Origin of the sequence: Nitrosomonas sp. Nm166 (genome assembly GCF_900112825.1) — a bacterium.
Lineage (GTDB): Bacteria > Pseudomonadota > Gammaproteobacteria > Burkholderiales > Nitrosomonadaceae > Nitrosomonas.
The window spans coordinates 1-13,350 of sequence record NZ_FONE01000025.1 but is presented as its reverse complement, the minus strand read 5'-3'; the positions used below and the strand labels follow the sequence as shown (position 1 = coordinate 13,350).

9 protein-coding genes and 1 tRNA gene are annotated in these 13,350 nt (G+C 47.0%); 6 read left to right on the top strand and 4 right to left on the bottom strand.

Going from position 1 to position 13,350, the window contains the following annotated elements:
- Positions 1-22: 22 nt before the first annotated feature.
- From argS to rnr, 3 genes are all read right to left on the bottom strand, one after another.
- Positions 23-1,780, bottom strand: a complete 1,758-nt coding sequence (gene argS / locus BM021_RS08410; protein WP_090720595.1) for an arginine--tRNA ligase — start codon at positions 1,778-1,780, stop codon at positions 23-25.
- A 76-nt stretch (positions 1,781-1,856) separates the two neighbouring features.
- The gene (gene rlmB / locus BM021_RS08405; protein ID WP_090720594.1) at positions 1,857-2,591 is read right to left on the bottom strand and encodes a 23S rRNA (guanosine(2251)-2'-O)-methyltransferase RlmB; all 735 of its coding nucleotides are present in this window, start codon (positions 2,589-2,591) and stop codon (positions 1,857-1,859) included.
- Between the two features lie 145 nt (positions 2,592-2,736).
- Positions 2,737-4,938: a ribonuclease R gene (rnr, locus tag BM021_RS08400; RefSeq protein ID WP_371116293.1), complete on the bottom strand. Its 2,202-nt coding sequence runs from the start codon at positions 4,936-4,938 to the stop codon at positions 2,737-2,739.
- An 81-nt stretch (positions 4,939-5,019) separates the two neighbouring features.
- On the opposite strand from rnr, the gene BM021_RS08395 reads away from it, so the two are divergent.
- The 4 genes from BM021_RS08395 to BM021_RS08375 all read left to right on the top strand — a co-directional run bounded on the left by BM021_RS08395 (position 5,020) and on the right by BM021_RS08375 (position 10,101).
- Positions 5,020-5,104, top strand: a tRNA-Leu gene (locus BM021_RS08395).
- 642 nt (positions 5,105-5,746) lie between these two features.
- Entirely contained in the window at positions 5,747-6,376 is a 630-nt protein-coding gene (locus tag BM021_RS08390) for a hypothetical protein (RefSeq protein ID WP_177186342.1), read from the top strand.
- Complete coding sequence (locus tag BM021_RS08385; RefSeq protein ID WP_090720591.1) at positions 6,373-7,590, top strand: helix-turn-helix domain-containing protein; 1,218 nt, start codon at positions 6,373-6,375, stop codon at positions 7,588-7,590. Before BM021_RS08390 ends, BM021_RS08385 begins: the two co-directional genes overlap by 4 nt.
- Before the next feature lie 510 nt (positions 7,591-8,100).
- A complete protein-coding gene (locus BM021_RS08375; protein WP_090720589.1) occupies positions 8,101-10,101 on the top strand; it encodes a Clp1/GlmU family protein in 2,001 nt (666 codons plus the stop codon).
- A gap of 13 nt (positions 10,102-10,114) precedes the next feature.
- Here BM021_RS08375 and BM021_RS08370 read toward each other — a convergent pair whose 3' ends face one another.
- Positions 10,115-10,930, bottom strand: coding sequence for a CheR family methyltransferase (locus BM021_RS08370; protein ID WP_090720588.1), 816 nt, complete (start codon positions 10,928-10,930; stop codon positions 10,115-10,117).
- 208 nt (positions 10,931-11,138) lie between these two features.
- On the opposite strand from BM021_RS08370, the gene BM021_RS08365 reads away from it, so the two are divergent.
- Positions 11,139-12,602 (top strand): type I restriction-modification system subunit M, encoded by a 1,464-nt coding sequence (locus tag BM021_RS08365; RefSeq protein ID WP_090720587.1) that lies wholly within the window; start codon positions 11,139-11,141, stop codon positions 12,600-12,602.
- Entirely contained in the window at positions 12,599-13,231 is a 633-nt protein-coding gene (locus tag BM021_RS15530; RefSeq protein WP_218147839.1) for a restriction endonuclease subunit S, read from the top strand. Before BM021_RS08365 ends, BM021_RS15530 begins: the two co-directional genes overlap by 4 nt.
- Positions 13,232-13,350 lie beyond the last annotated feature (119 nt).

Sequence of the window (13,350 nt, the reverse complement as noted above, 5' to 3'; positions counted from 1 at the left end):
ATACCTTTCTATATTAATTCGATCACATTTTCTCAGGTGCGCTAACGCCCAGTAACCTAAGACCATTATTCAATATCTGACGGATGGATGCAACGAGTGCCAAACGCGCGTGCAACAATGAAATGTCAGGTACCAGGAAGCGCGTGGAATTATAGTAACTGTGAAATTCACTGGCCAGCTCTCTGAGATAAAAAGCAATTAGATGCGGTGAATATTCCTTGGCGGCCGCCTCGATGGCATCAGGAAAATCAATGATTCTTTGCAGCAAAGCCAGTTCTGTAGGACTGGACAATGCGTTCATATCGGCATCTTTCAAATCATCGATATCACCATCCCACTGGGCCAGCACGCTGCAAACGCGCGCATGCGCGTACTGTACATAATAAACCGGGTTATCTGTACTTTGCGATTTGGCCAGATCCAAATCAAAGTCCAAATGCTGATCGCTTTTGCGCATGACATAAAAGAATCGTGCAGCATCTTTGCCGACTTCCTGGCGCAATTCCCGCAATGTGACAAACTCGCCGGAACGGGTCGACATGGAGGCTTTTTTGCCATTACGGTAGAGCACCGCAAACTGCACCAGAGCAATCTCCAGTTTCGTCGGGTCCAGTTCCAGCGCCCGTAAGGCGCCTTTTACCCGGGCAATATAGCCATGATGATCAGCTCCCCAAATATTGATTACCTGGTCAAAGCCGCGCTCAAATTTATTCAGATGGTAAGCGATATCCGATGCAAAATAAGTAAATTGCCCATTTTCCCGTTGCACGACACGATCTTTCTCATCGCCGAAGTCAGTTGAACGAAACCAGGTGGCGCCGTCTTGGTGATATAAGTGATGCTTTTTCTCTAGCAATTCAATGGCGTGTGCCACCAAACCATTATCATACAACGATTGTTCTGAAAACCAGACATCGAATTCCACGCCGAATTCCATCAAATCATTGCGGCAATCACCCAATTGCTCTGTCAGGACAAAATTGTGAATATACGCATAATCCTGCCCGAGTATTTTTTTTGTATTCGCAATCAGTTGATCCAACTGTTCGTCAGTATCTACAGACGTTTCACGGGCAATAGCAGGTAGACCATCCAATAATAAATCCGGCTGATGTACATAACGTTGCGCATGTGCCTGATGGATCAGTTTTGCCATGGCTTTTACATAGTCTCCCTGATAGGCGTTAGCCGGAAAGGCAATATGAATATCATTCAATTCCAGATAACGCAGCCAAGTGGATAGCGTCAATATATCCATTTGCCGCCCTGCATCATTCACGTAGAATTCACGGGATACGTCAAAACCAGCCGCTTTCAATATATTGGCAAGACTCGCACCGATCGCTGCCCCGCGTCCATGGCCAACATGTAATGGCCCGGTTGGGTTGGCTGACACAAATTCCACCTGTATTTTTTTTCCTTGACCAAAATTACTACTACCAAACGCATCCTTACTTTGTAACACGTAATGCAAATGCTGCTGCTTGGTAGAATTTTTCAGGAACAGATTAATAAACCCTGCACCCGCCACTTCAATCTTCTCGACATAAGGCGAAACCGGCATCTTATCGATCAGTAACTGCGCGACTTCACGTGGATTTTTACCTAACTGCTTGGCCAATTGCATGGCAAGATTACACGAATAATCCCCATGACTGGCTTGCTTGGTACGCGACAATTCAATGCGCATAGCGGCATCCAGGGAAGTGATGTTACTGGCTGCCACATGAAAAAGTTCGGCAAAGTGTGTTTTAAAATGGGGAACAGCGGATAAGTTCATGATTGGAATATATATATCTTGATATTTTTATTAAAATAGATTGATGGCATAAGATGTGCCTGTCTGATCAGGTTACTCACTGCTGCTGGCGATGCGTTTCAAAAAGACAGATGCCGACGCTGACAGCCACGTTCAAACTCTCGACACTGCCCAGCATCGGAATACGCACCAACTGATCGCAGGCTTCGCGTGTTAAACGCCGTAGCCCTTTTTCTTCAGAGCCAAATACCCATGCAATAGGTCCTTTAATTTGAAAATGCGTCAGATCATAGTCTGCATTTTCCGCCGTGCCAATAATCCAGATACCGTGTTCTTTTAATTGCTTAAGCGTACGGGATAAATTAGTAACTGCGATAAAAGGCACAGTGTCAGCAGCACCACTGGAAACTTTGTAAACTGTTGCAGTCACCCCTACTGCTCGGTCTTTTGGGGCAATCACCGCATGCACGCCAAAAGCGTCCGCGACACGCAAACAAGCACCCAAGTTGTGCGGATCCTGAATGCCATCCAATACCAATAACCGCGCAGGCTCAGTCAGTGTTTCCAGAACATCGTCGATATCTATATAATTGCGCGCACTGTCGATATTGGCCACGACGCCCTGATGACGATTGGTGCCAGTCATATTCGCCAGCCTCGACCCTTCGCAGGGGGTCAACTGAATTTTCCGGGTTTCGGCAAGATTGATTAAGCTGCGTGCGCGCTGATCATCTCGTGCAGTATCGATGAATATTTCTTTAATGCTATCGGGATTTTGTCGCAAACGACTGGTCACTGCATGAAAACCAAAGATAAGGCGAGTGCTGGACATAGTTCTTTGTTAATAAAACAAAAACTTTTTCAAGCTTAGCTTAGCATGAGAGATCTTTGATGAAAAAAGCAGCACCCCGCTGTTGGACTCGAAGTTTCTCGTGCGCATTTCTCTGTCATCTGCGTATTGTAAAACAATTCAGAAACTAAGGCGATTTCTTACTTCTGGATGAAGTCCTTGACTTGGAACGGCCTAACTTTAGGTCTGACTCTGCCAGCACAAAATCAATTTTGCTGGTCTCCAAATCAACACGAACCAATTGAACATGCAATCGGTCGCCGAGGCGGTATTGCTTACCACTGCGTTCCCCCAGCAACATATGTTTAGTGGCATCAAAATGAAAATAATCACTTGGCAACTCAGAAATATGCACAAGCCCTTCCACATACACATTATCCAAAGCCACGAATAATCCAAAAGCCGTCACACTGCTGACTACACCGTCAAAACATTCGCCGATCTTATCCTGCATATAAAAGCATTTGAGCCAGGATTCGACATCGCGCGTTGCCTCATCAGCACGGCGCTCGGTCATTGAGCAATGGTTGCCCAATTCCTGCCAGTCGTCTGGGTGATAGGTTTTGTCATCCAATACTGCCCTAATCGCGCGATGGACCAATAAATCGGGATAACGGCGAATTGGCGAAGTGAAGTGAGTATAGGCGTCATACGCAAGTCCAAAATGCCCGGTAAGATCCGGACTGTAAACAGCTTGCTGCAAAGATCTTAACATCACCGTTTGCAGTAATTGCGCATCCGGCCTCTTGTATATTTCAAGCAATGTCTGTGCATAATCTTTGGCGCTGGGTTTATTTTTGCCGCCTAATTGAATGCCAAACTCCTTGAGAAAATTGCGCAAGGCTTCAATTTTCTCGGCAGACGGATCTTCATGGATCCGATAAAGCGTGGTTTGGCCATGTTTTTGCAGAAAATCCGCCGCGCATACATTAGCCGCCAGCATGCATTCTTCAATCAAGCGGTGCGCCTCAGTCCGTTGTACCGGTTCAATCTTGTCGATTTTCCCCTGATCATTAAAAAACATCTGCGTCTCAATGGTTTCAAAGTCAATCGCACCGCGTTTCTTGCGTGCTTTAAGTAGGGCTTTGAATAATTTATAGACAGTTTGCAAATGCGGTAGCAGCGCTGCATGTTCCCTGGCTTCCGGGCCTTTCGGATCAGTCAGCATCGCGGTTACTTTGGTATAAGTCAGGCGTGCATGCGAACGCATTACCGCCGGATAAAAAGCATAATCGAGCATACTGCCATTTACCTGGAATTGGATCTCACAGACCATACAGAGCCGTTTCTTATTCGGATTGAGTGAGCATAATTCATTCGATAAAACTTCAGGTAACATCGGAATCACACGGCGTGGAAAATAAACGGAATTGCCCCGATTCAACGCTTCCTGGTCAATCGCATCCTGCGGCTTGACATAGTGACTGACATCTGCGATCGCCACGTATAGCCGGTATCCCTTACCTTCTTTCTCACAAAAAACAGCATCGTCAAAATCACGCGCCGTCTCGCCATCAATCGTTACCAGAGGTAAATGGCAAATATCCTTGCGTCCCGCCAAGTCTTTTTTTAATACAGTTTTGGGAAATTTGATCGAAAGCTTTTCGATTTCCGGAGGAAACACATGCGGAAGGTCGTGTTTACGTAACGCGATTTCAATTTCCATTCCTGGCGCCGTGTAATCCCCAAGGATTTCGATAATTCTACCAATGGGTTGTGCATATTTAGTTGGCTGCTGGATAATTTCCACCATCACAACCTGATTGGCTTTAGCTTTTAACGAGTGCTCTTTGGCAATCAGAATATCCTGACTGATGCGTTTATTTTCAGCCACCACAAACAAAATACCATGATCAATATGCAAGCGACCTACCAACTGAGTATTGGCATATTCCAGTACTTCCACAATGGCCGCTTCTCTGCGTCCTCGGCGGTCTAATCCAATTTCACGCACTAGGACCCGATCACCATGCAAGGCCTTGTGCATTTCTTTAGCACTCAGATACAAATCCACACTGCCGTCATCGGGAATCAGAAAGCCAAACCCATCTGCGTGACCTTGAACCTTGCCTTTGATCAAATCCAGCTTTTCCATCACGCAGATATCGCCTTTCCGGTTGCGGAAAATCTGGCCCTCACGAATCATTGCTGTTAATCGGCGATTAAACAGCTCGATTTCTTTTTTGGTAATCGACAGCAGCTTCTGTAGTACCTGCTCGGCAATCGGAATCCCCTGCTGTTTCAGAATCTGCAAAATATATTCACGGCTTGGCAAGGGGTGTTTATAACGCTCTTTCTCACGCTCGAGATAAGGATCGAGATCGCGCATTTTTTGATTCTTCTTATTTGACAAAACAGTGATTTCCTATAGAATTACGCGTTTCTAGCAGCCTGACCTGGTTGCCTTATTGCCCAGATGGCGGAATTGGTAGACGCGCATGGTTCAGGTCCATGTGCCTTCGGGTGTGGAGGTTCGAGTCCTCTTCTGGGCACCATCCATAATTAACAAGCCTTTGAATAATAAATAATTTTATTATTCATTTACCACCAAAGGCTATATCAAAAAATATTGCTGTGGTTTTTTATCATTCATATTGCTTAAAGTTTATGCAATATACTGAACAATTTTAATCTTATATTACTTTCCTGATGTTGTGTATGTATCAAGCATCATAACAATAAGGAAAATTTCATCATCTCTCCCAGTACTCCCGCTCATAAAAATTTGCCTAACCGGATGGCCTATAGCTCCAGCTGTAGAATTCTAACTCCTCCTCTCTCTACTTCGCGATTTTGCAAGCGAATGTACCTATCTATAGAAACCCTTTCAAGTGTTACCTTGAATTCACTCCAAAACCGAAGAAATCGCTTCCGCCTGGCTGGGCCAGGAATGATTGAGATTTCATTCTATAGAGGGAAGCTCCGTTTCTCAAATTAATAAAAAACAGGCAATACTTTTTCACTTTTTCATTTAGCAAGTTTTACTATTCATATTGCATGAGCTAGCCCTTTGTTGCGTTTTAGTCACCCGGCAATATATTACAGCTATTAATTTCATAATTACATTTGATAACGAATAATTTCATGAGTAAAATCCATATTACGAATATTCCTAATAAGAAATTATGAGAATTAATTTGATTCAATATATTATTAAGCATGTCCCATCCTTTTTCTTTACTCGGACAGTAGAGTTAATGGAAAGTGAATATTTTATGGCGCATCAGATTGCGAAGAGATATGAGGAACCTGAGCGTTCTAGAGTTCGTGGCCAGCTACGTCATTTTGGTTTAAATAGGGCACTTAGAGTCAGTGCATCAGATGCCGGATTGATCCCCCAATCACTTTACATCAATCCCAAGGGCGATGGATATCCTCTCGTAGTTGCTGATGGTATTTATTTTGGGCGCGTGAGTGTGCCATTTCATTGCAACAGACCTCGTCCATCCAAATGCAGATACGCTATTGCAAAGGCTAATCTTAGGTTTGAATCAATTAACTTATCATTTTTTGAGCAACCTGCAGAAATATCCCCTGATGGCATGGGTTGCTTTATTGTTACGGTAAATCCACCGAGCTTCGAACCACAATCAGTGCCTTCAAATATAATGGTAGGCGTTCCCTATACTGATCTGAGCAATTGGCACCTCCTAGTACCTGTAACTGAAATTCTGGCAGCTTATAATCTACCTGCAGAAATTAAGGTACCAGATCTGGCGTGGGCTAAATTGAAAAAGCAACTTAGCGATAATGAAACTAAATCATGAGAACAGGTGTAACTGGATTTCAATCGGGGCGACTGCTACAGGCTCGTTTGTGTCGAGGATTAACGCAAGTTGCTTTATCAACCATGGTCGGCAAATCTTCTGGAACCATATCCAAATGGGAAAAGGGGAGTCAAGCCCCTGAGTCCGATGCACTTGATCGCTTAGCATCGTGCCTGGGTATTCCCGCTTCATGGTTTTTGAAGAAAATACCTGTCTATGGTAATCAGGTTTGTTTCTTTCGTAGTACTGCGACTATTACCAAGGAAGCTCAATCTATCGCCCAAATTCGCCTGGAATGGCTCAACGAGTTGAGCATTGCTATCCAACATTGGATCGATTGGCCTATCGTGAATATCCCAAGTATAGAAAAGACAGATCATCGGAATATTTCTGATACTGAAATTGAGCAAATGGCGTCAAACGTTCGAAAAGAATGGAAACTTGGATTAGGGCCAATTTCAGATGTTGTGCTAGCACTAGAAAATGCCGGAGTAATTTGTGTACGAGAAGAACTTGGCTTTACAAAAATGGATGGTGCTTCGAGATGGTTTAATACTGATCATCGCCCATATGTTTTTCTGGCTGCTGATAAAGCCAATGGCGTGCGGAATCGTTTTGATGCTGCGCACGAACTAGGCCATCTTGTCCTTCATAAGTCAGTTAATAACCTAGAATTCTTTAAACGATATCAGGAATTAGAGCGTCAAGCACATCTGTTTGCCGGAGCATTCTTATTGCCCGGTGAATCATTTGCAGCAGAGGTAATGCAACCTAATCTTGATACCTTTATCACTCTTAAGCCACGATGGAAGATTTCAGTTGCCGCTATGATCGTGCGATGCAGGCAACTTGGCATCATAGATGATGAGTATACAACGAGGCTCTGGAAGAACTATAGCGCAAGAGGCTGGAGGAAGGGAGAGCCACTGGATGATGAGATAGATTTTGAACCTATTCGCTTATTGCCAAGAGCAGTCGATCTACTGATATCAGAAGGTGGTCTCACCAAAGAAACCGTTCTGTCTGCGCTCGAATTAGGCCCCAGTGATTGTGAGAAATTATGCGGATTATCAAGTGGATATTTTAGTCAACCATCTTCTGCTTCACCACTTCATATGCTGCGATTAAAATCTGCTAACAAGCAACGCGAAATATGCGGGTTTGATAATAATAAAAAATCTGCAGATATTGTTCAGTTTCGTACAAAGCCCTAGTAGCCCTCGTTAATGCATTACAGCCAGATACTCATCGGCTCTAAATAAAAATAGCATAACAATAAATAAAAATATTGATATGTGCGTTATCGCACAGATGTATGCTGGCTAGTAAACAGATAATGCCACCCGTCAGTTTCAATTTTCTGGACAATGCCGCACCAGCCAGCACATTAATGTGTAGTCGGATGGCTGGAAGATCACTCCCAGTTCCAGTGCGACATTCCCCTTCCTTAGATGGCGCACTGGACTTTTTAATTGCAAGCTTTACAACTGCCCATGCATTGCGCAAGCTACAAGCTATTTCAGAGCTTATTCACAGCTTTTATTGAAGCAAGGACCTGAGCCCTGAAACGCTTGCCGTCTTCAAAAAATTGTTTGTTCAACGATGTGGATTGTACGACCCGACTCTGATCAATTCTTATCTAGTTGCACACAGCATAATAAGCTTTTGAAATAGAGTACATCGAAAAATCAGATGTTATCTTATCAAACGCATGAGGAATAAAAATGCATGCACGCGATACTAAACCTGATTTACCCACTCTAGCCTATTGTGCAGTTGATATCGCTAACATCGCACTAAAGCAAAAGCAGCGAATATTGCTGCATGGCCCACCTGGCACCGGCAAATCGACGTTAGCAGCGCAGTTGGCGCATGAACTTGAGAAGGCGACTCAAAGCTGTTACTGCCTTTGTGCCGACCCTGGCTCACCCGCCTTTGGTCTTCCTGGCACTGTTTCTCTCGCCAGATGGCAGTTGGATGGCTGGCAGGTTTGCACTTACGAAGCCATCTGTAGTCTCGATGCAGGTCGCTTTCGCCTCCCGCTGGTTTTAGCCGTGCGGCGCCTCATGCAGTCACAAACACTGGATAACAGCGTACTGCTAATCGATACTCCCGGCGTCGTACGGGGTGTTGCCGGCAGCGAATTGCTGCAGGGCTTATTCGAGGTGGTGGCCGCGGATGCGGTGCTCGCCCTGACTGCGGCTGATCGCCCACCGGCACTGCTTGATGAGCTGCGAACCTTGACAACCCAGCTGTATGTCGTCCATGCCAGCCCAGAGGCCAGACGACCGGGCAAACGCAACCGCGCCCGCCAGCGCACTCAGCTTTGGGATAGCTATCTTGAGAACAATATTGAACACACGCTCGATCTCGATCAACTCAATATCATCGGCACACCGCCCCCATTGGGCGAAGCAAGTAGCTGGATAGGCAGGCAGGTTGCGCTGTTGAATCACAATCAGACCCAGCTCATGGCCGAAGTGAGGCGCTTGCAAGGCAATCAATTGACTGTCAGGTTGCCATTCTTACCGCAAGCCTTAGATAGCTTGTTGGTCCGGAATGCGCAGCGTTCAGTCAGTGGCCTAATGGAAACCGCTATCCCGTTCGCAGCCGAGCCGATCGAATATCGGCTTCCCCCTGATACTGCCGAGCCTTCCCAACAAAATGGCGGGCAGCGCATCATGGGGCGTGTCGGTCCAGTTGATTTCTGCCTGGTCAATGGTATTTTGGGCGATCCGCTATTGCACGTGCGCTTGCGACAGCAAAGGCGTAGCCTGCTGTTTGATCTGGGAGAAGGCATGCGCCTGCCAGCACGCATTGCGCATCAGGTAACGGATGTTTTTATCACCCATGCCCATATCGACCATATTGGCGGCTTCATGATGTTGCTGCGTTCACGGATTGGCCAGTTTCCGCCCTGCCGTCTATATGGTCCTCCAGGATTGGCTCAACACATCGCAGGATTCCTGCAAGGTATTCTGTGGGATCGGGTAGCCGAACGCGCGCCTTGCTTTGAGGTAGCGGAATTGCACGCTGACCGTCTGCTGCGCTTTCGTCTGCGGGCAGGCCATAAAACAGCTGTGCAGCTCGACGAGGTCAAATTGCAAGCGGGAATCATTCTGCAAGATACGGGTTTCCGTATTCGCGCCCAACTGCTGGATCATCACACACCGGTGCTGGCCTATGCTTTTGAGCCGACCATGGAGATCAACATCCGCAAGGACATTCTGCAAGCACGCGGCTGGAAGCCAGGGCCTTGGCTGGCAATATTGAAAAATCACCTGCTGGCTGAAAATGACACAGCAATAATCACCCTGCCTGACGGAACGGTGGCTCGGGTCGCCGATATCGCAGCGGATCTGACCCTGATCAAACCCGGCAAGAAGCTGGTTTATGCGACCGATCTTGCCGACACCCCGGACAATCGCCAACGCCTGCAGAGTTTTGCCCAATACGCCCATACCTTTTTCTGCGAAGCGCGTTTTATCGAAGCAGACGCCGAACAGGCAGCGCGGACTGGCCATTTAACCACGCGCGCGTGCGGTGAAATCGCCATGGCTGCCGAAGTTGCCAGGTTGGTGCCATTCCACTTTTCACAGCGCTACCCTGACAAGCTCCAGCAGATTTATGATGAGGTGTACGTTGCCTGTTCACGCGTTGTCATACCGCCATCCTTGCAGCATACCGCGGTTACCAACCATAGCGCACTGGTCCCCGGCAATTGACCAACCATCTCAGCTATTCACGAATATAAATCGGCAATCGTTGCCGCCATTGGTACCAGCCGCTGATTCCTTCAGGCAGGCACTCATGCGCACCCAGTACCAATATACTTCCTTCCGCTAGCTGGGTCTGTAATTTATGCAGAAATTGCACTTGTCTGTCCAGGCTAAAGTAGGTGAACAACAAATTGCGGCACAGCACCAGATGATAAGGTTGCATGGTGACAGCCTGCTCTACATCGCCCAGCAAAAAAGTGACTGGGCGCTGATAAACGGGATGCAGGCAATAGTGATCATTGACTTTCGCAAACGCCATTTGACGCCACTTGGCTGATAAATTCTTTACGCTACTAAACGGATAGCACGCTTTGCGCGCCTGTTGAATCATGATCGGTTCAATATCCGTGGCAGTAATCGAAATCGCAATTTCCGGATATTGCGTCTGCAAGATGAAAGACCAAAGCAAAACCAGACTATAGGCCTCCTCCCCTCTGGCACAGCCTGCGCTCCAGCAGTGTAAGTTTTTCTCACCTTGCAGCTGTAGCTGATCACATAACCGCGGGATCAATTCGTTTTCAAGCTGATTAAAAACCACTTTATCGCGATAAAAGCGCGAGATGGTGACATGACACAAGGTCGCCAGGGTTTGCCATTCAGTGTCATGGCTATGCAAATAATCACGATACGCCAATTCATCCGCAAGACCTAACTGCCTGATACGCTGACCAATACGTTTACATACCTGTTTCCTGACGCGACGAAAACCAAGCCAGCGTAATTGCATCTGTGGCAAGGCCCACTGCAAAAAGTGAATACAGGTTTCATCTTGCATCGGTGTCTGGAGTTGCCCGTTTTGATGAATAGTTCAAGGCGGAGTATTTTGGTGACATCAGAATTATACTTGTCACCGAACAATTTTTGCTTTGAAAGCCGAGCACAAGCTGGTTTCAGGGCTTTCCCGACGACACTTAAAATCCATTCCTTTCCTACACCAATTGGTGTACGCTGCGGCTTTCTTTAGAATGGAAGAGTTGGATTGTATGATTACCGGTAACATTAGAAATCAAGTCGATCAAATCTGGAACACGTTCTGGTCAGGCGGCATTTCCAACCCCCTGTCGGTGATCGAGCAAATCACCTATTTGTTATTCGCCAAACGGTTGGATGAGCTGCATACCGCGAAGGAAAGCCAGGCCAATTTGCTTGGTACACCGATCGATAATCCGATTTTCGAACCCCACCAGACCGATCTGCGCTGGTCTTACTTTAAGAATTTCGATCCCGAGCGCAAGTTCAACGTGTTCCGCGATCAAGTATTTCCATTCATCAAATCGCTTAATGGCCGCGCGGGTAGTGCCTACACGCGCTTCATGAAGGACGCGGTATTCATCATCCCAACCCCGGCGCTGCTGGATAAAGTGATCAACATGATCGATACCATCCCGATGCACGACCGCGACACCAAGGGCGATCTGTACGAATACATGCTGTCGAAAATCGCTACCGCCGGGCAGAACGGCCAGTTCCGCACGCCGCGGCATATCATCAAGCTGATGGTGGAACTCACCGCGCCAACGCCCAAAGACATCATCGGCGACCCGGCCTGTGGGACCTGCGGTTACCTGGTCGCGGCAGCAGAATATCTGGAGCGCAACCACAAAACCATGCTGCACGATGAGCAGCTTAAGGAGCATTTTCATCACCACATGTTCCACGGCGCCGATTTCGATTCGTCGATGCTGCGCATCGGCGCGATGAACATGACACTGCACGGCATCGACAACCCATCGATTGAAAACCGCGACAGTCTCAGCGAAGGCCACGCGCAGCACCGAAATAGATACACGCTGATCCTCGCCAATCCGCCGTTCAAGGGCTCGCTCGATTTCGACGGCACCGCCAAGGATCTGTTGCAAGTCAGCAAAACCAAAAAGACCGAACTGCTGTTCATCAGCCTGTTCCTGAAGCAGCTCAAACCCGGCGGGCGCTGTGCTTGCATCGTGCCGGACGGCGTGCTGTTCGGCTCCAGCAACGCGCACCAGCAACTGCGCCAGAATCTGGTGGAAGAACACCAGCTCAACGCCGTGATCTCGATGCCGTCCGGCGCGTTCAAACCGTACGCCGGCGTCTCCACCGCGATTTTGATCTTCACCCGCACTGACTCCGGCGGCACCGACAAAGTGTGGTTCTACGACATGCAAGCCGATGGTTTTAGCCTGGACGACAAACGCGAACCGGTCGCCGCCAACGACATTCCCGACATCATTGCGCGCTACCGGCAATATCAAGCTGGAGAAGATGATTTTACCGACCGCAAGGCCAGGGCATTCACCGTGCCGAAAACCGACATCGTCGCCAATAAATACGACCTGTCGATCAACCGTTACCGCGAAATCGAATACCAGCAAGTAGAATACGAGCCGCCTCAGGTGATACTGGACAAGCTGGAAGCACTGGAAGCGGAGATTTTGGAGGATTTGAGGGAATTGCGGGGGATGCTGTGAATTGGTCAACAATAACTGCTGGTGAGTTAATGGCTAAACGAGGGGGTTCTATTAATCCTGCCAAATTACCAAATGAAGTATTCGATTTGTTTAGCATTCCAGCATTTGATCGAGGTGAAGTTGAAGTTCTTGCTGGAAGTGAAATTGGTTCTTCAAAATCTTGCATAGAAATAAACGATGTACTTTTATCAAAAATTATTCCACATATACGGCGTTGCTGGGTTGTACCTGAAAAAAGAGGTCGACGGCAAATTGGATCTGGTGAGTGGATAATTTTTAGAAGCGATAAATTTTACCCAAATTACCTAAGGCACTATTTGACTTCTGATAATTTTCATCGTCAGTTTATGAATACAACCGCCGGCATGGGTGGCTCTTTGGTTCGTGCAAGACCAGCTGCCGTTGAGAAAATAAAAATTCCACTTCCGCCTCTGAAAGAACAAAAACGCATCGCAGCGATACTGGACAAGGCCGATGCCATACGCCGCAAACGCCAGCAAGCCATAGCCCTCACCGACCAACTCCTCCGCTCCATTTTTCTGGATATGTTTGGTGATCCGGTGACGAATCCAAAAGGGTGGGAAATTAAACCGGTTGAAGATCTTATTCCATTTCTATTTCATAAGTGAAATAATAGACGTAACTTATGAAAGGAAGTGTTGTGATGGCGCGTATAGCGAGTGGTAAAGAACTGTTAGAGCAGGCAAAGGATTTAGTAGTTAATTCAAGCACAATAGAAGAATTGCGA

Coding starts and splice junctions, on each gene's coding strand:
- argS (WP_090720595.1), bottom strand. CDS start 1,780: ATGAACTTATCCGCTGTTCCCCATTTTAAAACACACTTTGCCGAACTT.
- BM021_RS08375 (WP_090720589.1), top strand. CDS start 8,101: ATGCATGCACGCGATACTAAACCTGATTTACCCACTCTAGCCTATTGT.
- BM021_RS08370 (WP_090720588.1), bottom strand. CDS start 10,930: ATGCAAGATGAAACCTGTATTCACTTTTTGCAGTGGGCCTTGCCACAG.
- rlmB (WP_090720594.1), bottom strand. CDS start 2,591: ATGTCCAGCACTCGCCTTATCTTTGGTTTTCATGCAGTGACCAGTCGT.
- BM021_RS08365 (WP_090720587.1), top strand. CDS start 11,139: ATGATTACCGGTAACATTAGAAATCAAGTCGATCAAATCTGGAACACG.
- rnr (WP_371116293.1), bottom strand. CDS start 4,938: ATGCGCGATCTCGATCCTTATCTCGAGCGTGAGAAAGAGCGTTATAAA.
- BM021_RS08385 (WP_090720591.1), top strand. CDS start 6,373: ATGAGAACAGGTGTAACTGGATTTCAATCGGGGCGACTGCTACAGGCT.